Raw genomic sequence first — 24383 nt, 5'->3', positions numbered from 1 at the left:
GCACACACAACATACCTTTGTGTGTGTGCGCACGCAACCTATACTCGAGGTATGCCGAAGAAGCTGCCCCAGGCCGACATGCCCGCCGCCGACTACGCCTTCTACGGGCTCGTCTGGGCGGGCACGGTGATGACCGAGCGCGTGGACCGGGCCCTCGTCAGGGCGCACGATCTACCGGTCTCCTGGTTCGAGGTCATGCTGTGGCTGGCGTCCAGTCCCGAGCCCGTGCCCGCATCCGTCCTCGGCAACAGCACCATGCTGAGCCGTAGCCAGGTCTCCAGGGTCGTGGACGCCCTTCAGGCCAGGGGCCTGGTGACCCGTACGCCATCGGCACGCGACGCCCGGTCGGTCGAGGTCTCGCTCACCGCCGAAGGCCGCCGGGTCTTCGAGCGGGCCGACGCCACCCGTCGCGAGGTCCTGGCGCCGGTCTTCACCGACCTCCTCGACGAACAGGACATCGAGGCCCTCGGCACCGTGTGGCGCAAGCTCAAGGCGGAGAAGGAGAAGCTGGGGCAGGAGCCGACGGCCAGGGCCACCCGTCCGCCCCGGTGAGCCGCCGCGACGCTCGGCCCGCCACGTGGCGGGGCGAGCGTCGCGTGTCCGGGTGGAACCAGCCAGGTCGAGGAAAGCTCTCCCCTTACGGGGTCACGGCCTGCCGGCCGGCAGGCCGGGTGCCGGGAGCCACTGGGCGGCGGGAGCGGCGCTCGGACCGGAGGCGCTGTGCGGTGCTGGCGGGGGCATCACCCGTGCCAGGTCGTGATGTATGCGTTCGGCTTCACCGCGCACCCGGGCGGGAACGTCACCGCGCTCGGCGACCAGGCGGGTGTATATGGGCGTGTCCTGGAACAAGGCTGGGTCTGCTTTCTCTTCGTCTGGGTAACGCGGGCAGCGCAGTGAAGCACGCAACTGCGTGGCGAGGCCGGACTAGTTCATCACGTGGATGAACAACTCCTGCGCGGTCTCCCCCGATGTCCCGGTCGGCACGGGGTTCCCGGCCCTCCCCGCCAAGGCCGGCAGGGCGCTGTCCCGTTCACCCGTGCGTCCGCCTGAGGTCGCGACCGGCGTACGACCTGAGTCTGACTCAAGCGGAGGCGGCTCAGGGTGCGCGGCGCACACCGGTGATGGTGGTTCGGGAGTGCCCCGGGGCATGCCGGCCGCCGCCGTCTCATGGGACATGGCGCCCCTGCGAGCGGGACGCGCACCCTCGGTACTGCGGCTGGCCGAGGAGGTACTGAGCTCGTTCCTGCTGGCTGAAGTCACGGTGCAGGGCCCGGCAGATTCCGTCGATGACGCCGGCCGGGCTGGGCACGGTCAGCGTCCAGAGCTGGATCGTCCCGTCTTCGGTGCCGGCGGCCAGTGTGCGTCGGTCGGCGCTCACGGCCACGGAAGTCACCGGGAGCCGACGTCCTTTCAGCGCACCGCGGAGGGTGAGGGTGGACAGGTCCCACAGGCGCACGGTTCCGTCGTCGTGGCCGACGGCAAGGGTGTGGCCGTCAGGGCTCAGTGCGAGCGACGTGGCGCTGTCGGTGAGCAGGGCGCGGCTCTTGCCGGTGGCGGTCTCCCACAGCCTGATCGATCCAGAGCCGTCGGCGGACGCGAGCGTGTGTCCATCGCCGCTGAAGGCGAGTGCCACCACGGCGTCCGTATGCCCGGTCAGCACTCTCCGGCTCCTGCCGGTGGCCACGTCCCACAGGCGTACGTTCGCGCCTGTGTCGCCCGTGGCCAGGACACGGCCGTGCGGATCGAGAGCGGCCGTCACGAAGAGTTCGGATCGGGAGCCGCTGTGCACTGTCGTTCGGCGCAGGTGGCTGGTCGCGTCCCAGACCTGGACGGTGCGGCCGTCGTCGCTGCTCAAGGCGGCTGTCACGTGACCGCCCGGCGGCAGGCTCACTGATCTGGTCGTGGTGCCGAAGACGACGTCGCGGGTGCTGTGGTTCTGCAGGCGGACCGTGTCCCATGTACTGACCCTGCCGGCGCCGTCGCCGGTTTCCAGTGCGCGGCCGTCTGCGGTGAAGGCCGTGGACGTCGGAGTGTTCTCGGTCCTCCGGGTGACGCTGGCCGCCCCTCGTGACACGTCCCACAAACGGACTGTGCGGTCGCGGCTGCCGGTGGCCAGCGTGGTCCCGTCAGGGCTGAACGACACGGAGGTCACGCTGCGAGTGTGTCCGGTGAGCACGACGCGGCTTTCGCCTGTGGTCACGTCGTACAGCCGCGCTGTGCTGTCGTCACTGCCTGTGGCCAGCAGGCGCCCGTCGGGACTGAACTGCACGGCGCTCACCGGCCCCTTGTGGTCGGCGAACCGGGCGCGCCATCTGCCTGCCCCCGAGTCCCACAGCCGTACCTGACCGAGCGCGTCGCCGACGGCCAGTAGGTCGCCGCTGCGGCTGAGGGCCATCGATGTGGGAGGAGCCAGTCCCGTGAACTTGATGGCCCGGGTCTCACGCTTGGGCAGGTCGCACACTTCGATCACGCGCGCACCCGCCACGGACAGCAGACGGCCGTCGGGACTGTAGGCAATGGCGGTTGTTCCGCCGACGGAGACGGGCAGCGTGGTCCGGACGGCGCCGGTGGCGAGGTCCCTCAGCCTGATTCTGCCGTCGGAGGAGCCGACGGCCACGGTCCGGTCGTCGGGGCTGAATGCCAGGGGTCCGGTCTCGGCGTGGTCCGTCGCCGTCCAGGCCTTCCCCCGCGTCAGATTGCTCACGTGCAGCGTTCCGTCGGCGTCGTTGGCGGCCAGAAGGTGCCCCGCCCTGTCGTAGGTGATCGCTCTCACCTCACCTGCGGCGCTGCGCAAGGTTGTACGTGCCGCGCCTGTGCCCACGTCCCATCGCGCGACCCTGCCGTCAGAACTACTGGCGGCGACCGTCCGGCCATCGGGGCTGAAGGACACCGACTCCACGGAACGGGCGTCTGTGGTCAGAAGGCGTCGTAGTGGGAGTGCTGCGGCCGAGTAGAGACTTGAGGTGGCCTCTGCCGTGGGGCTGACCCGGTACGCCTGGACGGCCAGGAGCGAGGCGAGATCAGGGTTGTAGTCCAGCAGAGCGGTCGACTGCGCGGCCAACTGCCGTGACAGCGCGTCTTTCTGCGCGGCGACGGCTTGTTTTCGCCGGTGTTCACTGACGTGGGACTGGCTCCATGCGATCGCGCCTGCGGCCATGGCCACCACCAGCAGAACGGACAGCGCGGCGATGAGTTGGCGTCGGCGGCGGGCCATGCGGGCAGCCACGCGCTGTTCTCGCTCGCGAGCGGTGATGCTGGCGGTGAGGAAGTCCCGTTCCGAGCCGGTCAGCTCCTTCAACGTACCGATGTCGCTGAAGGCCTCCTCGGCGGCGGCGAGCCGCACCCCCCGGTACAGGGCTCCTGGGTCGCGGTCGAGAGCGTTCCACACGCTCGCGGCTTCGGTGAGCTGGCGGTGAACGCGCAGGCGTGCTCGGCCGTCGTCGATCCACCGATGCAGCCTGGGCCAGCCGGTGATGAGTGCCTCGTGGGCGAGATCCACGGTGCCGTCGGCGAGGGTGAGCAGCCGGGCGTTGGCCAGACGGTCCAGGACCAGGGCGATGTCGTCCTCGGAGGCCGCGCCGACATCGAGTTCGCTGCGGTCGACTGGGCGCCGGGTGTCCTCGGCGCCTTCTCCGGGGACGATCAGCCGCAGCAGGATCAGCCGGGCCAGCTCCGCGTGGCCGGGAGAGAGCCGGCCATAGACCTCCTCGGCACTCTGCGCTATCGCGCCGTGCACTCCGCCCACCGCTTCGTACGCCTGCAGGGTCAGCGCCCTGCCCCGACGCCGCCGCCATGTCTCCTGCAGGGCGTGCGAGAGCAGTGGCAGGCCACCTGGCGCGCCGTGAACCTCCTCCACCAGGCGGGCGGTCAGATCGCGTTCGACGATCAGTCCGGCCGTCTGCGCGGGCCTGACGACGACCTCGCGCAACTCTGCAGGGCTCATGGGACCCACCAGCAGGTTGGCCTCGCTCAGAGCGCCGGCGAGTTCGCCGTGCTCGGCGCAGCGCCCGTAGAAGTCGGCGCGTACGGCGATGACGACGCGCAGCCTGCTGTCCGGGTGCTGGGCGGTGAGCAGGGCGTCGATGAACGCAGTGCGCTCCCGCGGGTCGTTCCCGAGGGTGAAGACCTCCTCGAACTGGTCCACGACCAGGATGGTGTCGCCGTCGGCGTCTTCGGGCCGCAGCGCATCGGCGTGAGTGTGCAGCGGGTGGTCGCCCGGGCTGAAGACACGGATCGCCGCCAAGGATGTGCCCTCGGCGCGCAGTGCGGGGATCAGCCCGGCTCGCAGCAGCGACGACTTACCGCTGCCGGAGGGGCCGACGACGGCCACGAAGCGCCGCCGCCACACCAGGTCCCGCACATCGGCCACCAGCCGGTCCCGTCCGAAGAACCGCTCGTGATCGCCGAGTTCGAAGCGCACCAGACCCAGGTACGGGGACTCGGCGGCATCCTCCTCGCGGTCTCGCACCGCCGCCTCCTCGGCGGTGTCGTGCCAGCGCCGCTCCCACTCCTCCGCATCGCCGTCGCAGGCCCGGACGTAGGCCAGAGCGAGGTCCAGTGACGGCAGTTGTTCACCGGCGGCGGCCTGGGAAAGCGCGGTGAGCGAGTAGTGGGCACGGCGCGCCATCTCCCGGTATGTGAGACCACCCGCTTCCTGGCGCAGCTTGCGCAGCTCGTACGCGAATCGCTGCACCGGCCCTGCACCTGGGTCCACCGGCCTCTCACGACGCCCCACCGGTCCGCTTCCCCCCCATGCCCCTGGCATCCCCCGCAATGCGGAGAGGTCACCCGCGCCCCCACACTAAGAGTCCGCCACACGCCCGACAAGTACCGATTCAGCCCCTACTGGGGGGGCGAATCGGCATCACCGTGATTGTTCACTGTGACGGAGGGGGCCTGCTGAACAACGGCCCGGGCGGTGAACTCGATGACGCACGGCACGAACCGGGCCGCAGCCGGCCCGGCCTCAACCACCAACGGAGGAATCACGAGTATGAACGTGCGCACACGCGCCACCGTCGTCCTGTCGACCGCGGCGCTCGGCGTGGGCCTCGCCCTCGGAGCACCTGCAACAGCGGCTCCCGCGCCGGCCGACGCCGTCACCACTGCGGCAGCGAACGTGCCGACCACCGACACGGCCACCGGACTGGCCGCGGAGGCGGTCCCCGGCGCGTCGGTCGCGCCCAGCAGCGGAGCGTGCACGAGGCTGTGGACGCAGCGGAGTTACGGATACGCCGACGTCTGCAAGACCTGGTACCACCAGAGCGGCTACCCCGGCCGGTACCACGGCACGCTGTCGGGCACCGTCCACCACTACCACGCCCCCTCCAACCGCCAGGTCGTCGTGCAGGCGAGCCTCGACGGCAGGAAGTTCCTCCTCGGTGCGACCTACGGCAACAAGCCCTTCAGCAACAAGTACCGCTACACCCGGAAGGCTCTGATGCGGCTGTGCCTGCACCGCCCCGGCGGCGGCGTCTCCTACTGCGGCGGCTGGTGGTGACGTAGGGCGAGCGACCTGGGGTGCGGTACCGGACTACCCGACCGGTACCGCACCTCTTCTCCTTCCCGGTGTTCTCCGCCCATCAGGGATCGTGGGTCGATCAGCACTCGGCCGGCTGCTGGTGTGCCGTCATGAGCCGGCCGTCTCCCTCAGCAGGCCCCGAGGTCTTCCCAGACACCCCACTGGCCGGTGGTACCGGGCTTGTCGCCCGTCACCCACCACTTGGCGCGCCAGTTGTGGCCGCCGTAGGACACGGTGTCACCCCCGTTGTAGACCCGTGCGGCGTCCCAGGCGGGCGTGGTGCAGGTGTCCCCTCCGCCACCGGTGCCCCCGCCGCTGCCCCCACCGATGTTGACGTCGACGCAGGAGTAGAACGCGTTGGCGGTGTCGGCGATGTTCCAGACCGCGAGCACCTTGTGACGGCCCGTGAGGGTGCCGAAGTCCACCTGCTGACTGACGTCCGCGGCCGGCTGCTGGTTGCGGCCGTCGAACTCGGCGATCTTCCGGCCGTCGACGAAGTACTGCCAGTTGGCGGTGGAGTGCCGGGCCGTGTTGTGCCACGTGAACGTCGCCGTCGCGCCGACCGGTGTGACCTTCCAGCTCTTGCTGTCGTTGTCGAGTTCGGCGTACTCCGCGTGTCCGCCGCTGCAGCTCTGCAGACCTTTCGGCCCCTCGACGCTCTGCGGTTCGTACTTGATCTGGCCGCAGTCGACGATGCCCTCGGCGCACTGTTCCTGGCGACTCGTGGGCAGCGTCACCCATCCGTGGGCGCCGGCCGTGCTCGCCGGGAGGCTGACGGCGAGCACCGGAGCGACCAGCGCGCCGATCGCACAGGCCGTTCGTCTTTTTGTGTTCATGCCTTGTCACTTTCCTTCGGAGTGTTCGAAACGGCGCCCGTGAGGTCCGGCCTCGCCGGTCGTGCCCGGTGGGCACCGCGCGGTCCGTGCCTTTCGCGCATCCCGGCGGGCCGGGTGAGGCACGTGGGCACGCCGACGCCCCGGCGCGCGTGACACGCGTGCCGCCGTACGCGTGACCGATGCGCCGTGGGGCAGGAGGGATACCCCGACGCTGGTCTGGACCTTATGGCCAACTAGGTCTAGACCATAGCCCGAGACTTGGTCCGGTCAAGAGTTTGGGCAGAGTGAACTGCCCGCACCGAAGACCTACGTCGGAGTAGCGGCCGCCCGGAGAGCGGCGCCGGCAAGCGCAACCCATCCTCGCCCCCCACCACCGCGGCGCGGTTCCCTCGAGATCGCCGCGCCGGAGAGGAGCATCCCCAGTACGTGCTCGGACTCTTCCGGATCGTCGTGGGACTGCTGTTCGCCTGCCACGGTGCCGCCACCCTGTTCGGCGTCCTGGGCGGCCCGCACGGCGCCGCGCCGCATTTCGCCGCATGGCCCGGCTGGTGGGCCGCGGTCATTCGACTGACCGGCGGGGCACTGGTCCTGTGCGGCCTCGGAACGCGCGTCGCCGCCGTACTGTGCTCAGGGTCCATGACCTACGCCTACTTCGACGTGCACCAGGCCCACGCCGCACTCCCCATCGAGAACGGCGGCGAACCGGCAGCCATGTTCTGCTGGTCCTTCCTCCTCATCGCCGCCCTCGGACCAGGTCGATGGGCACTCGCATCCCTGGTTCCAGTCCGCCGACGACCAGACGCCGGCGGTTCCGGCGCCGGCGTGTGACCGGGGCCCATGGCGCTTCACCCGTCATCGAACCACCTGCGCCGTGACGCAGTCGCTCCCGTCGGCGTGGTCCAGGCCCCCGCAGGGCGCCCTGCGCTGGGAAAGGGCGCCCGGGGACCAAAAATTGGTCTAGTCCCTTCTTGGTCCAGACCATTGACCCGCCCCTGCGCCGGGCGCTATCCCAGTAATCGGCAACACCTTGTCCACTCAAGGACTTTGGCCACCCCCTCCACACACCGGGACTGACATGAGACTCGTGCGTTCCTTCCGCGCGGCCGTCACCGCAGCCGCCACCGCGGCAGCCGCGACAGGCCTCGCCCTCACGGGAACCGGCACCGCCCATGCCGCGACGCCACTGCCGAACCACGTCTTCGCCCCCTACTTCGAGGCATGGACCGGCGAGAGCCCCGCCGCCCTGTCCGCCGAGTCGGGCGCCAAGCATCTGACGATGGCGTTCCTGCAGACCGCCACCAAGGGCTCCTGCACGCCGTACTGGAACGGCGACACGAGCATGCCGATCGCCGCCTCGACCTTCGGTGCCGACATCAAGACGATCCAGTCGAACGGCGGCGACGTCATCCCCTCGTTCGGGGGCTACACGGCCGACACCACAGGCACCGAGATCGCCGACAGCTGCACCGACGTCCAACAGATCGCGGCCGCGTACGAGAAGGCCATCACCACCTACGACATCTCGCGGCTCGACATGGACATCGAGGTCGACTCGCTCGACAACACCGCCGCCATCGACCGCCGCAACAAGGCGATCAAGCTCGTCGAGGACTGGGCGGCGGCCAACGGGCGCAAGGTCGAGATCTCCTACACCCTGCCGACCACCACACACGGCCTCGCGGACAACGGCGAGGCACTGCTGCGCAACGCGGTGAGCAACGGCACCCGGGTCGACGTCGTGAACCTCATGACGTTCGACTACTACGACAACCAGGCCCACGACATGGCGAAGGACACCCAGACGGCCGCCCAGGGGCTCTACGACCTGCTCGCCGAGCTGTACCCGGGCAAGAGCCCCGCCCAGTTGTGGAACATGGTCGGCGTCACCGAGATGCCGGGCGTCGACGACTTCGGCAAGGCGGAGACCTTCACCCTGGCCAACGCCCGCACCGTGTACGACTGGGCGGTCAGCAAGGGCATCAACACTCTCTCCTTCTGGGCGCTGCAGCGGGACAACGGCGGCTGCCCGGGTGGCGCCGCCGCGGACAACTGCTCGGGCATCCAGCAGAACACATGGGACTTCACCCACATCTTCGCGCCGTTCACCGGCGGCACCACCACCCCGTCCAACGACTTCTCCGTCGCGCTCAACCCGGCCTCCGGGTCCGTCACGGCCGGCCAGTCCGCCACGGCCACCGTGAAGACGGCCGTGACCAAGGGGGACGCCCAGAGCGTGAAGCTCAGCGTCAGCGGGGCTCCGGCGGGCGTCACCGCCTCTCTCAGTCCGGCGTCGGTCACCGCGGGCGGTACCTCCACGCTCACCCTGGCCACCACCTCTTCCGCGGTCTCGGGCACCTACACGGTCACCGTGACCGGCGCGGGCACCTCAGGCAGCCACTCGGCGACCTACTCCCTGACCATCACCGGCGGGTCGGGCAACCAGTGCGCGGACGCCCCATGGGCCAAGGACAAGGTGTACACGGGCGGCCAGCGGGTGTCGCACAAGGGGCACATCTGGAAGGCCAAGTGGTGGACGACGGGCGAGGAGCCCGGGACCACCGGCGAGTGGGGCGTCTGGCAGGACCTCGGCGCCTGCTGAACCGGCCGCCCATACGCGTCCCAGGCGCCCTCGACGCATCGGCCGCCGGCCGGGCGGCCGCCGCCCTGCGCGGCGACCGTCCGGCCGCTGCCGGCAGCGCGGGGAACAGCCCGAAACTGCCGGGCGGCCGTCAGAACAGTGCCGGCCGCCCGGCCGGGCGAGTCGCATGCCGGAGGTCGGCACCCGCGCGGTCACGCGCTCGGGGGGCGCACTTCGCAACGGCGGCCCGAGCCGGTGCGCGTGTGCGCGCCCACACCGGCACCATGAACGCCATCGTCGGCGATTCGGCCAACCGCCCGGTCCCGCACTTCTCTTGGGAGTGCTGGATCCATGCATCCTCCATGCGCCGCCACGCGCTGCGTTCCGGGGTTCGGCAAGCGACCGAAACACATGTGTTCGATATCCCCGCCAGGTCGTTGAGCTTCACGACCAGCCGACGACCGTCTAAGGGGACCAACCTTGACCTGGGCCGCTACGAACGAACAGCAGGGCGCCGTGCCTCCGCCGCCACCGCCGGCGGAGATCACCTACAGCGGGCAGTACTCCGTGAATCCGCTCGCCGAGGTCTCCTTCCGGCGCATGTGCGCGCAGATCCCGGCCGTCCTGGGCCGAATCGCCCGGCTGTCGTGGCACACCGACCGGCGGGCCGTGCGGCTCCTGCTGGTCTGCCAGGTGGTCACGGGCGTCTCGGCCGCCATGCTCTTGACCGCGACCGCCCGAGCCATGCGACCCGTCCTCGGTGACGGCTCCGCTGGTGACCGGCTGCGCGGTGCCCTGCCGGCGCTGCTCGTGGTCGCGGTCGCGGCCGCACTACGACGGATCACCCCGAGGCTGACGACGGAGACGGACAGTGCTCTGGTGGAGGCGGTCTGCCGGGTCGAGGCCTCGGCGTACGCCGAGGACGGATTCCCGGACCGGCACGAGGCCGCCGAGATGGGGGTGATCAGGACCCAGGTGATGGTCACCGACGCCCAGCGGTTCGTGTCCGCGCTGATCCGGATGGTCACCGCCGGCGGTGTGCTGTCGGTGCTGAACCCGTTGATGCTGCCACTGCTCCTGCTCGCCGTGCTGCCGGCCGGTGTGGGCGCGGTCCTGACCGCCCGGGTCGACTACGAGATCCACTACGCCAACATCGCCGATCGCAACGTGCGCGGCATGATGCGCTGGTGGGCGACCACATCGAAGTACGGCGACGAGGTCCGCGCCAACTCGATGACCGGATACATCGTCTACTGGTACCGGGCCCTGTCCGGCCGATGCGACCGGCGCACCCTCGCCGCCGCGCCGCGAACCCTGAGGATCGCCCTGCTCTCCGCGTTGGCCGGCGGTGTCTTCCTCGTCGCGACCTGGGCAGCCCTCGCGTGGCTGGCCATGTCGGGCCGGATCGCACTCGCGGTCGCGGCCACGGCCGTCATCGCCGTGCAGACCACGCTCGCCGCGCTCTCCCAGGTCGTCGTCAACGGCGCCGCGGTCTTCCACACCAGCCTCTACCTGAGCGACATGCAGGCCTTCCTCGACGACGCCGCGGCCCGCAGCCCGAAGCGCGGACCCGGCCGGCACTCCGCGCCGACCGAACAGATCCGGCTCGAGGAAGTCGTCTACCAGTACCCGGGCAAGGACAAGCCCGCCGTCGACGGTGTCTCCCTCACCTTGGAGCGCGGTCAGATCCTCGCGATCGTCGGAGCGAACGGCTCGGGCAAGTCCACCCTCACCAGGCTGCTCACCGGCATCTACCTCCCGGACAAGGGCCGGGTGACCTGGAACGGCACCGACCTCGCCAACATGGACCCGATCACCGTCTGGGCGCACACCGGTCTGGTGCCGCAGATCTTCGCCCAGTGGCCGATGCCGGTCCGTGAGAACGTCACCCTCGGCCAGCCCCGTACCCACGACGACGTCCCGGTGTGGGAGGCCATCGACGCCGTCGGCCTGCGCGAAGCCGTCGACGACCTGCCCGCGGGTCTGGACACCCTGCTGTCCCGCGAGGTGTTCGGCGGCTGTGAGCTCTCCGGCGGCCAGTGGCAGCGCCTGGCGTGCTCCAGGGCCCTGTACCGGCGCCCGGGGCTGCTGATCTTGGACGAGCCCACGTCCCAGATGGATCCACGCGGAGAGCACCGGATCTTCGAGCAGATCAAGGCCATCGCCGCCGACCGCATCACCATCGTGGTGACGCACCGCCTCGAGAACACCAGGATCGCCGACCATGTCGTCGTGATGGAGGACGGTCGGATCACCGAGCAGGGCCGGTACGACGACCTCGTCCGTGCCGGCGGGACCTTCGCCGAACTGCTTGAGCTTTCCCAGGACCGCTGACCGCCCGCTCCCCGCCGGTTCCGCAGTCCCAGCGGAACCGGCGGCCCTTGATGAGGCTCATGCACCGCTCCCCTGTCGGGACCGATCCGCGATGAGGTGCGTGAGGCCGTCCAGAATCCGCTGCAGCCCGAAGTCGAAGGCGTGCTCAGGGTTGTACACGCTCTGATGGGCCGCGCCCGCGGCGCTTCCGACTCGGGTGGCGAGGGGGAACCGGGCGGGATCGAAGACCTTGGCCAGGAGCGGTTCGTTGGCGGCCCACCACTGCCCGTCGGACATGGCGCTGTCACGGGCGGCGGACTGGGCGTCGAAGTCGGCGCGGGCGACGGACTGGACGAAGCCGAGCAGGAAGGTGAGGGCCGCGTCCATTTCGACGTCGTCGAGCCCGAGGCCGTCGAACGCGGCCAGTTCGTGTTCGTACTTGGCCATGAGCCCGGGTCCGAGCGGCGGGCGCGTGGTGGGCAGGGTCGCCACCCAGGTGTGGCGCCTGTACAGGTCCCGGTTCTCGCGCGCGACGGCCTCCACTTTCGTCCGCCATGGGACGGCCGTGTGATCGGCACGCGGCATCCGCAGATAGACGGCGTCCAGCATGAGGTCGAGCAACTCGGCCTTGCCCGGGACGTACGTGTAGAGGGTCATCGGTGTGACGCCCAGCCGCTGGGCGACGCCCCGCATGGTCAGGGCGTCGAGCCCACCGGAGTCGGCGAGCTCTATGGCGGCCTGGACGACAGCGTCGACCGTAAGGCCCTGTCTGGGTCCGCGCCGGGGACCGGCGTGTCCGGGCTCGCGCCACAGCAGTTCCAGGGTGCGGGCCGGGTCGCCCGCCCCACTTCGTTCCTTGGCCATGCACCCATCCTCGCCGCTGGGGGCTCCGGTTCCGCACACCGCTTGCTCTGTACAGCGTATAAAGTACTATGTACAAAGTAAGAACCGGAGTCCAGGAGGAAACTTGAAGATCACTTCCGTAGCCATCTCCCTGACCGTCGACGACGTGCAGGCCTCCGCCGCGTTTCTCACCAGGCACTTCGGATTCAGGGAGGCTATGGCCGCCGAAGGCTTCGCCTCCCTGGTCCGAGAGGACGCCGTCAACGTGATCTTTCTGCGGCGCGGCATCGAGGTTCTGCCCGAGGGTTTCCGGGATCAGCACGCCGCCGGCCTGATCGTCGCGTTCACCGTGGCCGACCTGGAGGCCGAGTACGAGCGACTGCGGGGCGAGGGCGTCCCCATAACCATGCCGCTGCGCGAAGAACCGTGGGGTGAGCGCCTCTTCCAGGTCACCGACCCGAACGGTGTGATCCTCCAGCTCGTCGCCTGGGCCGCACCTGACGAGCAGTGAGACCTCCTTCCTCGAGCTGGACGACCAGTGGCATGGGCAAGGCGCATGACGGGCAGATCGGGGGTCTCGTCGTCCTGGATCCAGGCGGGGTTTCCGCCGAGCCGGCCAAGCACGGATGACGCGGGTCGGCCGCTCCTGGCCGCCCGCTCTTCGCCGGCCCGGTCGTACGGGCTCGTCCGCATGCACCAAGCCGACCGCCCGAACGGAACCGAGGGTCGTCACGGCCGGCACTCTGGAACAGGCCGGTGACAGAGCCGTCGAGAGCCGCCTCAGGCGTCCCCGCGGCCGTCGTGTTCGTCGATCTCCACGGGGGGGGCTACAGCTCGAATTCCACGTGCTCGACGTCGGTGAAGCGGACCTCCTCCAGGGAACCGGCGCGGCGGCCGTCGTCCTGGAAGTACATCTCCTTCAGGCCTTCGGCGGCGATCTGCTGCAACTGCCGGTCGCCGGCACCGGACTGCTGGGCGTCGAAGAGGCGGGCGGCGTAGTGGGGTGGCAGGGCGACGGTCAGGTGCCGGATGCGGGCGTCGTCGGTCGAGCCGATCGGTGCGGTGTAGCCGAGTCGGGCGCGGGTGTCGATGACGATGCCGCCGGTTGTCGCTGCCTTCTGCCGCGCCCTGGCCCTGATCTGCGGCTGCCAGCGCTTCTTCACCTCGCGGTCGAGGCGTGCGGCGAGTTCGGCGCGGGGCCTTCGGATCTGGTTCTTGACGTACCGCTCGACGGTGCGCTGGGAGATGCGCAGCATCTCGGCGACCGGCTTGGTGCCCTTGAGCTGTTTGACCAGGTACCGCATCTGCGCGGGCGCGCTCTTGGGTGCCGGCCGGGTGAATGCCCTCTGCACCGCGGCTTCCAGGCCGTCCCCGAAGACGGTCATCACCCTCTCCTACTCTCCGTTGTCGGCGTCGGTGACGGTGCCGTCCTTGATGTAGCGGGCCAGGTTGAGTTCCGGGGCGTCGAACCGCTCGCGGACCTCTTCGCCCCACAGGACGGTCTGGGTGCCCTCGTGTTTGACCAGGCCCGGGTTGACGCCGAGTTTGAAGCCGCCAGGGAGCGGCCTGCCGTTCCGGTAGGGCAGGAAATCCAGCGGCGACGTCCCGTCGGTCGCGTAGACGACGCAGTCCGAGAGGATCGCGACGGGGTACTGGCCGGTGAACGCGGCGTGCTTGACGATCTTGCGGTGCAGGTTGACGCGGGTACGGGAGATGACCGCCGCCCGGATGTCCGGCCGCCAGGTCGGCCGGGACAGCGCCCGCCACGGCTCGCCGGGTCGCCAGCCCTCCCCCCGCGGGCGCTCGCGCAGCTTCCCCAGGCCGCCCTTGACCGTCGCCTTGATCGCCGAGACGACGATCGCCAGCCCGGGGTCGCGGTCCTTGTGACGGCCCATCGCGGCCAGGAAGTCGGCCGGCGCCAAGTCCGCGTGCACGCCGAGGTCGGCCATCGTGGCGAGGTAGGCGTCGCGGAGCCGGTTGTACCAGGCGTCGAGGTAACGGCCGTTCTCGAAGCGGACCCATGCCTCGACCGGCCGGACCTCGTAGCCCAGCTCCTGGGCGTACGCCACGGTCGGTGTCGCGTACCAGGCGGGGCCGCGCGGGCGCTCCCCCTTCGGGGTGAACGGACTGGGCAGCAGGCTGCCGTCCAGCTCCACCCGCTCCTTGCCGACCTTCACCCTCGACAAGTCGACATGGGAGAGGTCGACCAGCCAGGAGCCGGGCAATTTCGGGTCGAACACCGGATTCTCGACGTGAGTGGGCGCGTCGAGGCCGACGACCAGGCCGTTGGCGCCGGCGGCGAAGGCCATGTTCACGTCGATGCCGACCAGGTGCCGCAGGGTGCACTCGTCGTCGCTCATCGGCCTCGCCCAGTCGTACGCCTCCTCGAACAGCTTCTCGCCGGGGCCGCGCACATGGAAGCGCGGCAGCTCCTTGAGCAGTGGGTGGCCGTCGGGGGCCTCGCACGGCGCGCACTCCACCGGGTCCTTCCCCAGTGAGCCGGGATTGTGCTCGGAGTACCGCTTGCCCTCGGCGTCCGGTGCGGAGGCACGGGTCGGCGGGTGCAGCGCGGTCATCAGTTCCAGGCCGGTGACGGCGGTCGAGCCGCGCGGCGTCATCACGCGGGTCGCGTACACGCCCAGAAGGCGGGCGAGTTCCGCCGGCGGAAGCTGCCCGGCTCCGCCCCAGTGACGGGAGTCGAGCGCGTGCCAGGCCGGGATGCACAGCTGCACGCAGGCCCGCTGCGCATGCTGCGCCGGGCGGTAGATCCGCGCCCATGGCCCGAAGCCCCTCTTGGTCAGCCGCCAGTCCGCGCGTGCCAGTTGCCTGACGACTTTGTGGGCCTCCGGGAGCCGTCCGGCCAGCCGCTCCTCGTCCGTGAGGGCGACGGGCAGGCCGTAGCGCTCGAGCGCGGCCTCGGTGAGTACGAGCAGCGGGTCGGCGTCCTTGCCCGGACCCGACAGCCTCGGCTGCCCGAGCCTCGCCTCCGCCAGCGTCCACTCCACAAGAGCCGGAACGGACTTGGCCGGCACGTCCAGCACCAGGCCGCCGGTGCAGTAGGCGAGCACGTGTCCGTCGGCGTCGGCGTCGACGACCGCGAGCGGGCCGTTCTCGAAGCGCGGGTCGGTGCCGCGTGCCGTCGCGTCGACCGGTGCCGCCTTCCTCGAACCCGAGCGGCGGGGCGACGCGACCGGCTCGGCGGACTGTGCCGGGCTCGCGGCAACGACCGGGGGCGGCGGCGCTTCGGACGGCGGGGCGGGAGCGGGCTCACTTCCGGTGAACGCCTCCGGGACCGCGGCGGGGACGGGACCCGGTTCGGGGGCGGGGAACCGGGTGGCGAGACCTTCCAGGAGCCGGGCGTAGGCGGCACGCTTCGGCGGGCGTGGCTCGGTCCTGCCCGCCTCCCAGTTCCCCACCGCCTCACGACGTGTCTTCAGGACCCTGGCGACCTGGTCCTGACTCAGGCCGGCGGCTTCGCGCAACCGCTTTCGCTCGGCAGGGGCCGGAAGATCGTCCTGCGTGACTTGCTCCAGCAGAGCATCGACCGCGCTGAACAGCTCGTTCTCCGTGGGCACCGGGCCACCTCCAGCAGCACCCTACACCGGTGACACAGCGGATCACTCGGTGAAACGCTCCCTGGATCGCGCAGAGGGCGCAGGCAAGGGCGACGACGCACCGGAGCGCATAGGGGAGCACCCGTTATGGTCGTGTACATGCAAGCACAGCAGCCGGACCAGGCCCCCTCGATCCCGTCCACGCCGACCCGCAAGCGCGGGCCGCTGGTGACCGCTCTCGTTCTCGGGCTGGTGGTGGGCGGCGCGGGCGTGGGCGCGGCCTGGGCACTGGCCGAGGGCACCTCGGACGCGGACAGCAGCGCACGGGGCGACGCCCGGGGCGCGTGCGACGCGCTGGCCGGCGTGCACGAGTCGAAGCTTTCGGCGAAGGGGCCGTCGGGCGAGCAGTCGCTGTACCGCTTCGCGGGCGCCTTCGACCTGGCCACGGCGGCGGCCGCGGGCGACTCCTCGTACAAGCCGCTCGCCAGGGCCATCTCCCGCGCGGTGAACCGCCATCGCCTGGTCTTCGAGGTCGACGCCCAGGTGAGGAAGGAGCTGGCGAAGGCCCGAGACATCTGCGCCGACCTCTGACCCCTCCCCCGGACGGTTCCCGCTCACCCGGGCCGCCACCGGCTGCGGGACTCCGGCCGGCACACGAGCTGCAATCCGCTGTCAGGCCCTGGTCGAGTCAGCGCTCCAGCGCTCTGTACCACACGGCGAACAGGGCCCACATCAAGAAGATGATGGCCACACCGATCCAGGCTCGGGTGTAGCCGGTGACAGCTCCTGCGGTCAGAGCGACGACGCCGATCACCATCAGTGTGGTCGCGAACCGGAAGTACCTGCGGACCGTGGCCTTCTGCCCCACGTTCAGTTCCAGTTCAGGCATGCGCTCCCGTTCAGTTCCAGTTCAGGCATGCGCTCCCCCATCCTGCCGAACGCCGTCCTCCTGAGACCGCGCTGCTGGTTACGATCCCTCCTGCCCGGCTTCCGCGACACGATTCGGCGCCGCGGCCCACACGGTCGGGCCGCCGGCTCACGGGATGTCGAACGCGACGGCGCGCGTGCCGCAGGAGTGGCGGCGGGGGTCAGGGCCGGAGGAGCGCCTTGATGGCGCGGCGTTCGTCCATGGCCTTGTAGCCCTCGGCGACCTGGTCCAGGGGCAGCGTGAGGTCGAAGACCCTGCCCGGATCGATGCGGCCGCTCAGGACGCGGTCGATCAGGTCGGGCAGGTAGCGGCGCACGGGGGCGGGGCCGCCGCGCAGGCCGACGTGGGAGAAGAAGAGCTCCTGGCCGTCGATCGCCACCTCGTGGGGAACGCCGACGAAGCCGACGTTGCCGCCCGGCCGTGCCGCGTGCAGGGCCTGGCGCATGGCCTGGGCGGTGCCGACGCACTCCAGGACGGAATCGGCGCCGATGCCGTCGGTGAGGTCCTTGATCCGGGCGACGCCGTCTTCGCCACGTTCGGTGACGATGTCGGTGGCGCCGAACTCGCGGGCGAGCCGCTGGCGGGACTCGTGACGGCTCATGGCGATGATCCGCTCCGCTCCCATCTCCTTCGCCGCGATCACCGCGCACAGGCCGACCGCGCCGTCGCCGACGACCACGGCGGTGGATCCGGGCCTGACCTCGGCGGCGTCGGCGGCGTACCAGCCGGTGCCCATCACGTCGGACACGGCCAGCAGGCCGGGCCAGAACTCCTCGTCCGGCACGTCGCCGGTGGCGACCAGGGTGCCCTGGGCGTTGGGAATGCGCACGTGCTCGGCCTGGCAGGTGCTCATGAACTCGCGGTTCAGGCAGTTGGACTGGAAGCCGTTGCGGCAGTTCGCGCAGGTATTGTCGGAGGTCGCGAAGGAGCCGACGACGAACTGCCCCGGCTCGACCGCGGTGACCTCGGCCCCTACCTCCTCCACGAAGCCGACGTACTCGTGCCCCATCGGGTGTGCCTCGTCGGTCGCGTCGAGGCCACGCCAGGGCCACAGGTCGGAGCCGCACACACAGGTGACCGCCGTACGGATGATGGCGTCGGTGGGCTGCAGGATCTTGGGGTCGCCGAGTGTCTCGAAGCGCACATCGCCGGGGGCGTGAATCACTGCTCCGCGCATGGGAGAGTCCTTTCGTTCGCTGCGGGGCGGGCCTGGGGCGGGCCGCGGGCCGCCGTGCCGTGAGGAGGCGCACCGGGGACGCGCGAGGGCGCCTTCGTCCTGCGCGCGCTGCCCGGCCGGGTACCCGTTCGGGGCGGCTGCGCGCCGCCCGGGGAATGCCTCTGCTCCAGGTAACCGCTCATCCCGGCGGCCGGCGAGTCACCAGGACGACGCCGAACGCGCCCACCTGCTGCGGCTGGCCCAGGCCGCCGACGGCTCCGACGTGCTCGCCCGCCCCGGCGCCGTGCCACCGGCAGGCAGTGGGCCCCGCACCGCAGCCTGCGATGGACGGCCCCGTTCCCTCGGTGCGGGCCGACCGGCGGCCGGGTGAGCCCGCGGGGTGTGTCATTCGCCCCGGTAGAGGGCGGTGAGCAGTTCGATCGCCGCCTGGGTCGAGGGATGCGGGTCGTTCCGCCACCACGCGAGGCGTACGGCGATGGGCTCGGCGTCGCGGACCGGCCGGTAGAGGACGCCGGGCCTGGGGTACTGGTGCGCGGTGGATTCCGCCGTCATGCCGACACCGCGTCCGCTGGAGATCACGGTGAGCCAGTCGTCGATGTCGCGAGTGTCCTCGGTCTCCGGGCGGGAACCGGGCGGCCACAGCTCGGGGGTGGTCGTGCCGGTCCGCCTGTCGATCAGCAGGACGCGGTCGCCGAGGTCGGCCAGGCGCAGGGTTCTGCGCGCGGCCAGGGGGTCCTCGGCGGACAGGGCGCACAGGCGTCGCTCGAGGCCGATGATGGCCGCGTCGAAGCGACGGCCCTCCAGCGGCTTGCGGACGGCGGAGAGGTTGCAGGCGCCTTCCGTCAGTCCGGCGGTCGCCGAGTTCACGCGGACCAGGTGCAGGTCCGTGTCGGGGTGCGTCCGGGCCCAGCGGCGCTGGAACGCGGGGGTGTGGCGGCCGACCGCCGACCAGGCGTAACCGATCCGCGGCACGCGGTGGCCCGCCCGCAGGGCCGCGGCCGATGTCTGTCCGCGGCGACGACGCGTATCGCGGTCAGCGCCGCACCGGAACCTCGCGCAGGGGCGGTTGGAGCGGACGGCGACAGGAAAAGGCAAGGAGATCCATCCCCTTGCCTCTCTCAACTTATAGCGCACCGGGGGGCTTGCGGCAAGGCCCGGGGCATGGCGCAGAATCGTCGGCCGAGCCCACAACCTGCGGAAACGGCGCACGACTTCTCTGTCGTGGCCGCCGTACGGGGGCGCGGCGATGTCGTACCAGTGGCAGGAGAGGCAGTGCGGTTACGGGTGCTCGGGGCGAAGGCGCGGGTGTGCGCGGCCCCCGACCGGGCGGAGTGGCCTTCCGGCTCGTCAGCGGGAAGGCAGGCGGAGATGAGTACGTGCCCACCACGGGGTTCCACGGAGTTGGAGCCGCCGGTGAATCGATCGGCCGGCGCAGTGCACCGGAGCACGGCCGCCGCGGAGGTGTCCCAGTGATCGAGCAGTACGTGTTGGACCTGAATGAGGTCGACGGCGGGCAGGTCGGGACCGTCGGCGGCAAGGGCGCGAACCTGGGCGGACTGTCACGTATCGCGGGCCTCCGCGTGCCGGCCGGGTTCTGCGTGACGACGGACGCCTTCCGGCGGATCGTGGAGCAGGCGCCTTCGATCGACGACGGGCTCGACCGGCTGTCGCGTCTGGACCCGGACGACCGGGAGGCGATCCGGACGGTCAGCGCGCAGATCCGACGGAGCATCGAGGGGATCGCCGTGCCCGGCGATGTCGCGGCGGAGATCACCCGTGCGCTCGTCCGGAACGGTGAGCGGGCCGCCTACGCCGTCAGGTCCAGCGCGACGGCGGAGGACCTGCCGACCGTCTCCTTCGCGGGCCAGCAGGACTCGTATCTGAACGTCGTGGGGGCGACGGCGGTCCTCGAGTACGTCAGCCGGTGCTGGGCCTCGCTGTTCACCGAGCGGGCCGTCACCTACCGTGGGCGCAACGGAATCGACCACCGTACGGTTCGCATGGCCGTCGTCGTGCAGCGGATGGTCTTCCCGCACGCCGCAGGCGTCCTGTTCACGGCCGACCCCGTGACGGGCAACCGGAAGGTCGCCACCGTGGACGCCGGCTTCGGTCTCGGTGAGGCACTGGTGTCGGGGCTGGTGAACCCGGACGTCTTCAAGGTGCGTGACGGTGAAGTCGTCGCCGAGGCGATCGCTTCCAAGCGGCGAGCCGTTCGTGCCCTGCCGGACGGCGGTACGCGGGAAGTGGCGATCGACTCGCCGCGGCAGGAGCAGCCCGCGCTGACGCATGCGCAGGTCCTCCGGCTCGTGCGGCTCGGGCGGCGGATCGAGGCGCACTTCGGCCGCCCGCAGGACATCGAGTGGTGCCTGGTCGACGACGACTTCCATATCGTCCAGAGCCGGCCGATCACGACGCTGTTCCCTGTCCCCGACGCGGGTGACCAGGGCAATCACGTGTACGTCTCCGTCGGCCACCAGCAGATGATGACCGACCCCATGAAGCCTCTGGGGCTCTCCATGTGGCAGCTGACGGCCATGGTGCCGATGCATGCCGCAGGCGGGAGGCTGTTCGTCGATGTCACGTCGCGCCTGGCCTCGCCCGCGAGCCGAGCCGCTCTGCTGGACCTCGTGGGGAAGTCCGATCCACTGACCAGGGACGCGCTGGAGACCGTCCTGGACCGCGACGGCTTCGTCCCGTCGCTCCCGGACGAGGGTCCCGGCGGGCCGCCGGCCGGCGGCCCCTCCGCGCCGATCGAGACGGATCCGGCCATCGTCACCGCGCTGATCGAGCGCAGCGAGGCGTCCGTCACCGCGCTGGAGCGCGACATCCGGACGAAGACCGGGCCGGCGCTGTTCGCGTTCCTGCTGGAGTCCTTCGAGGAGCACAAACGAGCCCTCGGTGACCCGCTGAGCATTCAGGTGATCATGGCGGGGATGGAGGCCACGTGGTGGCTCAATGACAAGCTGCGGGAGTGGCTCGGCGAGAAGAACGCGGCCGACACGCTCACGCTGTCCGCCCCCGGCAACGTCACGTCGGAGATGGGACTCGCGCTGCTCGACGTGGCGGACGCGATCCGCCCGCACGCGGAGGTGGTCGCCTTCCTGCGGGGCGTCGGGGACGAGGACTTCCTGGCCGAGTTGCCGAAGCTCACGGGCGGGACGGAAGCACGCGACGCCATCGAGGGCTACCTCGACCGGTACGGCATGCGCTGCGTCGGCGAGATCGACATCACGAGGCCGCGTTGGCGCGAGCGCCCCGGCATGCTCGTGCCGGTGATCCTCGACAACATCAGGAACTTCGAACCCGGTGCCGCCGAGCGGCGCTTCGAGCAGGGGCGCCAGGAGGCGTGGAAGAAGGAGCAGGACGTGCTGTCCCGCCTGAGCGCCCTGCCGGACGGGGAGCAGAAGGCCCGTGAGGCCAAGCGGATGATCGACCGGGTCCGGACCTTCATCGGATACCGGGAGTACCCGAAGTACGGCATCGTCAGCCGCTACTTCGTCTACAAGCAGGCCTTGCTGGGCGAGGCCGAGCGCCTGGTGCGGGCCGGTGTGCTCGCCGCGACGGAGGACGTCTTCTACCTCACGTTCCAGGAGTTCCATGACGTCGTCTGCTCGAACCAGGTGGACGACCGGCTCATCCAGCGGCGCAAGGACGACTTCCGGTCGTACCGGGCGCTCACTCCGCCCCGGGTACTGACGTCGGACGGTGAGTCCGTCACCGGGGCGTACCGGCGCGACGACGTGCCGGCCGGTGCCCTGACCGGCCTGCCGGTCTCCGCCGGGACCGTGGAGGGGAGGGCCCGCGTGATCCTCGACATCGCGGAGGCCGATCTCCAGGCGGGTGACATCCTGGTCACGGCCTACACGGATCCGAGCTGGTCCCCGCTGTTCGTCGGAATCGCCGGGTTGGTGACGGAGGTGGGCGGCCTGATGACGCACGGCGCGGTGATCGCCCGGGAGTACGGTCTGCCTGCCGTGGTGGGTGTGGAGCGGGCCACCCGGCTGATCCGCGACGGGCAGCGGATCCGGGTGCACGGAACCGACGGGTACGTCGAGATCCTCTCCTGACCGGCCACGTCGGTGTCACCGTCCCCTGCGCTGCCGCCTGATCGGCTCCCCCACCCGGTGCAGGTGGGCCAGGGCCTCTCGGTAGGAGCGGATCAGTCCCGTCTCGTGGTAGGGCACTCCGGTCTCGGCGCAGTACCGCCGCACGACGGCCTGGGCGCGGCGCAGATGGGGCGTGGGCATGCTCGGGAACAGGTGGTGCTCTATCTGGTAGTTGAGGCCGCCGAGCATCACGTCGGTGAACCGGCCGCCGCGCACGTTGCGGGAGGTGAGGACCTGGCGCCGCAGGAAGTCGGGCCGCTCGTCACCCGTGAAGGTGGGCATTCCCTTGTGGTTCGGGGCGAAGGTGCAGCCGAGATACACGCCGAACAGGCACTGGTTCACCGCCAGGAACGCCACCGCCTTGCCCGGCGGAAGGACCAGGAACAGGGCGGACAGCAGACCCGCGATGTGCAGCAGGAGGAGGGCGCCTTCCAGCGTTCGCCTCCTCATGTACGGCGAACGCAGCGCCCGCAGGCTCGCGACATGCAGGTTGAGGCCTTCGAGGGTCAGCAACGGGAAGAAGAGCAGGGCCTGGTGTCCACCGATCACACGCGCCAGACCTCGGCTGGCGCGCGCCTGGTCGGTGGACCACACCAGGATGTCGGGGGCGACGTCGGGGTCCAGGTCCTCGTGGTTGGGGTTGGCGTGGTGACGCGTGTGCTTGTTCATCCACCAGCCGTAACTCATACCCACGCCCAGGTTCCCGAACAGCATGCCCGTGATCTCGCTGGGCCGGCGCCGCCGGAAGACCTGCCGGTGGGCCAGGTCGTGCGCGAGCAGGGCGACCTGCCCGAACGCGAAGGCCAGGAAAGCCGCCACGGCCAGCTGCACCCAGCTGTCGCCCAGGAGGCTGAAGGCCACCCAGCCCGCCACGTACAGCGCGGTCACCGAGCCGATGCGCGCCGCGTAGTAGCCGGGACGCCGGCGCATCAGGCCGGCGTCGGCTATCCGCCGGGAGAGCCGTGCGAAGTCGCTGCCGCCGCCGGCACCGGGCCGTTCCGCGACGGCCGGAGAAGTATCGGGGGTCACTGAGACCTGGGGCGAAGTCGTCATGCCCGGAAGTCTCCTGTCGGTGCCGCCGCCCGAAGAAGCCTGCCAGCCACCCTCCGCGTGCGAGGCATTCCCCCCCGGGACACCTGGGGTTACCCCCCGGTCCCCCGGATACGACGGCAGGCAGAACCCCCCTCCGGGCTTCCGCCACCAGCCCTCGACGAACGCGCGGGCCATGCGGCGCGCCGCGCTCGTCCTGCCCTCAGCCGCGGGCCAGGGTGCGGGCCAGGAGGGGCAGCAGCCGGTCCCAGTGGTGCCGCAGTGCCGCGGGGTCGAAGGCGTCGGTGTCGGACATCGTGAAGCCGTGGACGGTACCGGGGTAGATCTCGGAGGTGTAGCCGATGCCCGCCGCCTCCAGGGCCCGGTTGAGCCCGCCGAGGGCTTCGGGCGTCATGTCGGTCTCGGCGTGGCCGAGGTGGACCTCGGCGGTGACCGTGGACAGGAGGTGGTGCAGGGCGTCCGGCCCGTCGATGCCGACGGGGCCGTGGAATCCGGCGACGGCTGCCACCTGGCCGGGATGGGCCGCGGCCGTGCGCATCGCCAGGAGGCCGCCGATGCAGTAGCCGGTCACCGCGACCGGCCCGGCGCCGACCTCGGGCTGGGCGGTGAGGAACCTGACGTAGGCGGCGGCATCGCTCAGGACCCGTTCGGCCGTATGCGCCTCGAGCAGGGGCATCAGCTGGGCGAAGACCGCGGGCCGGGCCTCTTCCCCGATGTACTCGGGCAGTTCGATCACCGGCGCCGGGCCGTGCCGGTAGAAGAGATTGGGGACGAGTACGTAGTACCCGTGACCGGCCAGTTCGCAGGCCATCTCCCGCAGCACGGGCCGGATCCCGAAGCCGTCGGGATACATCAGCACCCCTGGGTGCCGTTCGCCGTGGCCCGGAAAGGCGGCGAAGGCGTCGGCGCGACCGTCCGCGGTGGGAACGTGAAGCATCTTGGCGGGCATGGATTCTCCTGTCGTGGTTGACGCGTCGAACGTTGATCAACACGAGAGGAGGCGGATCCCGCGCGGCGGCGCGGGATCCTCGGTCCACCAGCGGGCCGGCACAGGCCCGTACGGCGCTCAGTGGAGCACCGGGTCACCGATCCGTGTGTGGCGCGAGGCCGTCCCGGTAGTCATGGCCGTACAACCTAGCCCAACGACAGGTCTGTTACCAGTTTCCGCGGCCCGCAGGGGCCCGCCCGGCGGCGATGACCGTCACCTCGTTGCACAGGGCCTCGATGCGCAGTTCGGTCCGACGAGGCCGTGGATCTGTCCCTGCGTCACATCCAGGTCGCACCTTCTGGTTCTGGCCGGCGGCGCGCCGGTGGAGGCCGGCCAACCGGCCCCGGATGCCCGTGCTTCTCAGGTGTGCTCCGTGTCACGTGCCCGAAATGCCGTCCGAGTTGCGCGCATCACAGCGCAAATGTCCCTTTGCGTCCATTCTCGAAACGGATGCCGGGCCACGAAGTGGTACGTATCGGCATCAATTTG

At 70.6% G+C, this 24383-nt stretch carries 17 protein-coding genes and 1 pseudogene; 8 read left to right on the top strand and 10 right to left on the bottom strand.

The window, feature by feature from the left end; translation table 11 throughout:
* Window positions 1–51 precede the first annotated feature (51 nt).
* The gene (locus tag IE177_RS17675; protein WP_190016322.1) at window positions 52–552 is read left to right on the top strand and encodes a MarR family winged helix-turn-helix transcriptional regulator; all 501 of its coding nucleotides are present in this window, start codon (window positions 52–54) and stop codon (window positions 550–552) included.
* A gap of 613 nt (window positions 553–1165) precedes the next feature.
* Here IE177_RS17675 and IE177_RS17670 read toward each other — a convergent pair.
* Window positions 1166–4693, bottom strand: coding sequence for an nSTAND1 domain-containing NTPase (locus tag IE177_RS17670; RefSeq protein WP_229816091.1), 3528 nt, complete (start codon window positions 4691–4693; stop codon window positions 1166–1168).
* A gap of 300 nt (window positions 4694–4993) precedes the next feature.
* Here IE177_RS17670 and IE177_RS17665 point away from each other — a divergent pair, with 300 nt between their 5' ends.
* A complete protein-coding gene (locus tag IE177_RS17665) occupies window positions 4994–5500 on the top strand; it encodes a hypothetical protein (protein WP_190016320.1) in 507 nt (168 codons plus the stop codon).
* A 149-nt stretch (window positions 5501–5649) separates the two neighbouring features.
* On the opposite strand, the gene IE177_RS17660 is transcribed toward IE177_RS17665, so the two are convergent.
* Window positions 5650–6357 carry a lytic polysaccharide monooxygenase gene (locus IE177_RS17660; protein WP_190016319.1) on the bottom strand — a complete coding sequence of 236 codons (708 nt, stop codon included), beginning with the start codon at window positions 6355–6357 and terminating at the stop codon, window positions 5650–5652.
* A 426-nt stretch (window positions 6358–6783) separates the two neighbouring features.
* Here IE177_RS17660 and IE177_RS17655 point away from each other — a divergent pair, with 426 nt between their 5' ends.
* The 3 genes from IE177_RS17655 to IE177_RS17645 all read left to right on the top strand — a co-directional run bounded on the left by IE177_RS17655 (window position 6784) and on the right by IE177_RS17645 (window position 11269).
* Window positions 6784–7185, top strand: coding sequence for a DoxX family protein (locus IE177_RS17655; protein ID WP_190016318.1), 402 nt, complete (start codon window positions 6784–6786; stop codon window positions 7183–7185).
* Window positions 7186–7432: 247 nt separating this feature from the next.
* Window positions 7433–8956: a chitinase gene (locus tag IE177_RS17650; protein ID WP_190016317.1), complete on the top strand. Its 1524-nt coding sequence runs from the start codon at window positions 7433–7435 to the stop codon at window positions 8954–8956.
* A 459-nt stretch (window positions 8957–9415) separates the two neighbouring features.
* Window positions 9416–11269, top strand: a complete 1854-nt coding sequence (locus tag IE177_RS17645; RefSeq protein WP_190016316.1) for an ATP-binding cassette domain-containing protein — start codon at window positions 9416–9418, stop codon at window positions 11267–11269.
* A gap of 57 nt (window positions 11270–11326) precedes the next feature.
* Here the strand turns inward: IE177_RS17645 and IE177_RS17640 are convergent, their stop codons facing one another.
* Entirely contained in the window at window positions 11327–12112 is a 786-nt protein-coding gene (locus tag IE177_RS17640; RefSeq protein ID WP_190016315.1) for a TetR/AcrR family transcriptional regulator, read from the bottom strand.
* Window positions 12113–12215: 103 nt separating this feature from the next.
* Between IE177_RS17640 and IE177_RS17635 the strand changes: the two genes are divergently transcribed.
* Window positions 12216–12602, top strand: coding sequence for a VOC family protein (locus IE177_RS17635; protein ID WP_190016314.1), 387 nt, complete (start codon window positions 12216–12218; stop codon window positions 12600–12602).
* 316 nt (window positions 12603–12918) lie between these two features.
* On the opposite strand, the gene tpg is transcribed toward IE177_RS17635, so the two are convergent.
* On the bottom strand, window positions 12919–13476 hold the full coding sequence (gene tpg, locus IE177_RS17630; protein ID WP_190016313.1) for a telomere-protecting terminal protein Tpg: 558 nt from the start codon (window positions 13474–13476) through the stop codon (window positions 12919–12921).
* A 9-nt stretch (window positions 13477–13485) separates the two neighbouring features.
* On the bottom strand, window positions 13486–15666 hold the full coding sequence (gene tap / locus IE177_RS17625) for a telomere-associated protein Tap (protein WP_190016312.1): 2181 nt from the start codon (window positions 15664–15666) through the stop codon (window positions 13486–13488).
* Between the two features lie 138 nt (window positions 15667–15804).
* Here tap and IE177_RS34860 point away from each other — a divergent pair, with 138 nt between their 5' ends.
* Window positions 15805–16236: a hypothetical protein gene (locus tag IE177_RS34860; protein WP_229816090.1), complete on the top strand. Its 432-nt coding sequence runs from the start codon at window positions 15805–15807 to the stop codon at window positions 16234–16236.
* A gap of 97 nt (window positions 16237–16333) precedes the next feature.
* On the opposite strand, the gene IE177_RS17615 is transcribed toward IE177_RS34860, so the two are convergent.
* The 3 genes and pseudogenes from IE177_RS17615 to IE177_RS17605 form a co-directional block, all read right to left on the bottom strand.
* The gene (locus IE177_RS17615) at window positions 16334–16534 is read right to left on the bottom strand and encodes a hypothetical protein (RefSeq protein WP_190016311.1); all 201 of its coding nucleotides are present in this window, start codon (window positions 16532–16534) and stop codon (window positions 16334–16336) included.
* 199 nt (window positions 16535–16733) lie between these two features.
* Entirely contained in the window at window positions 16734–17750 is a 1017-nt protein-coding gene (locus IE177_RS17610; RefSeq protein WP_190016310.1) for a zinc-dependent alcohol dehydrogenase family protein, read from the bottom strand.
* Between the two features lie 384 nt (window positions 17751–18134).
* Window positions 18135–18734 (bottom strand): annotated as a pseudogene (locus IE177_RS17605) (LysR substrate-binding domain-containing protein); the annotation flags it as partial.
* A gap of 485 nt (window positions 18735–19219) precedes the next feature.
* Between IE177_RS17605 and rph the strand changes: the two are divergent.
* On the top strand, window positions 19220–21817 hold the full coding sequence (rph, locus tag IE177_RS17600; protein ID WP_190016308.1) for a rifamycin-inactivating phosphotransferase: 2598 nt from the start codon (window positions 19220–19222) through the stop codon (window positions 21815–21817).
* Window positions 21818–21832: 15 nt separating this feature from the next.
* Here rph and IE177_RS17595 read toward each other — a convergent pair whose 3' ends face one another.
* Together IE177_RS17595 and IE177_RS17590 are read right to left on the bottom strand one after the other, a co-directional pair.
* The gene (locus IE177_RS17595; protein WP_190016307.1) at window positions 21833–22909 is read right to left on the bottom strand and encodes a fatty acid desaturase family protein; all 1077 of its coding nucleotides are present in this window, start codon (window positions 22907–22909) and stop codon (window positions 21833–21835) included.
* 199 nt (window positions 22910–23108) lie between these two features.
* The gene (locus IE177_RS17590; protein WP_190016306.1) at window positions 23109–23855 is read right to left on the bottom strand and encodes a dienelactone hydrolase family protein; all 747 of its coding nucleotides are present in this window, start codon (window positions 23853–23855) and stop codon (window positions 23109–23111) included.
* Window positions 23856–24383 lie beyond the last annotated feature (528 nt).

The organism is Streptomyces lucensis JCM 4490 (genome assembly GCF_014650035.1).
GTDB classification, from domain to species: Bacteria; Actinomycetota; Actinomycetes; order Streptomycetales; family Streptomycetaceae; genus Streptomyces; species Streptomyces lucensis.
This window is presented reverse-complemented; position numbering and strand designations above follow the sequence as displayed.

What these genes read in the sequence shown, in the direction of transcription:
- IE177_RS17675 (WP_190016322.1), top strand. Translation starts at nt 52, where the DNA reads ATGCCGAAGAAGCTGCCCCAGGCCGACATGCCCGCCGCCGACTACGCC.
- IE177_RS17665 (WP_190016320.1), top strand. Translation starts at nt 4,994, where the DNA reads ATGAACGTGCGCACACGCGCCACCGTCGTCCTGTCGACCGCGGCGCTC.
- IE177_RS17660 (WP_190016319.1), bottom strand. Translation starts at nt 6,357, where the DNA reads ATGAACACAAAAAGACGAACGGCCTGTGCGATCGGCGCGCTGGTCGCT.
- IE177_RS17650 (WP_190016317.1), top strand. Translation starts at nt 7,433, where the DNA reads ATGAGACTCGTGCGTTCCTTCCGCGCGGCCGTCACCGCAGCCGCCACC.
- IE177_RS17640 (WP_190016315.1), bottom strand. Translation starts at nt 12,112, where the DNA reads ATGGCCAAGGAACGAAGTGGGGCGGGCGACCCGGCCCGCACCCTGGAA.
- tpg (WP_190016313.1), bottom strand. Translation starts at nt 13,476, where the DNA reads ATGACCGTCTTCGGGGACGGCCTGGAAGCCGCGGTGCAGAGGGCATTC.
- IE177_RS34860 (WP_229816090.1), top strand. Translation starts at nt 15,805, where the DNA reads ATGCAAGCACAGCAGCCGGACCAGGCCCCCTCGATCCCGTCCACGCCG.
- IE177_RS17615 (WP_190016311.1), bottom strand. Translation starts at nt 16,534, where the DNA reads ATGCCTGAACTGGAACTGAACGTGGGGCAGAAGGCCACGGTCCGCAGG.
- IE177_RS17610 (WP_190016310.1), bottom strand. Translation starts at nt 17,750, where the DNA reads ATGCGCGGAGCAGTGATTCACGCCCCCGGCGATGTGCGCTTCGAGACA.
- IE177_RS17595 (WP_190016307.1), bottom strand. Translation starts at nt 22,909, where the DNA reads ATGACGACTTCGCCCCAGGTCTCAGTGACCCCCGATACTTCTCCGGCC.
- IE177_RS17590 (WP_190016306.1), bottom strand. Translation starts at nt 23,855, where the DNA reads ATGCCCGCCAAGATGCTTCACGTTCCCACCGCGGACGGTCGCGCCGAC.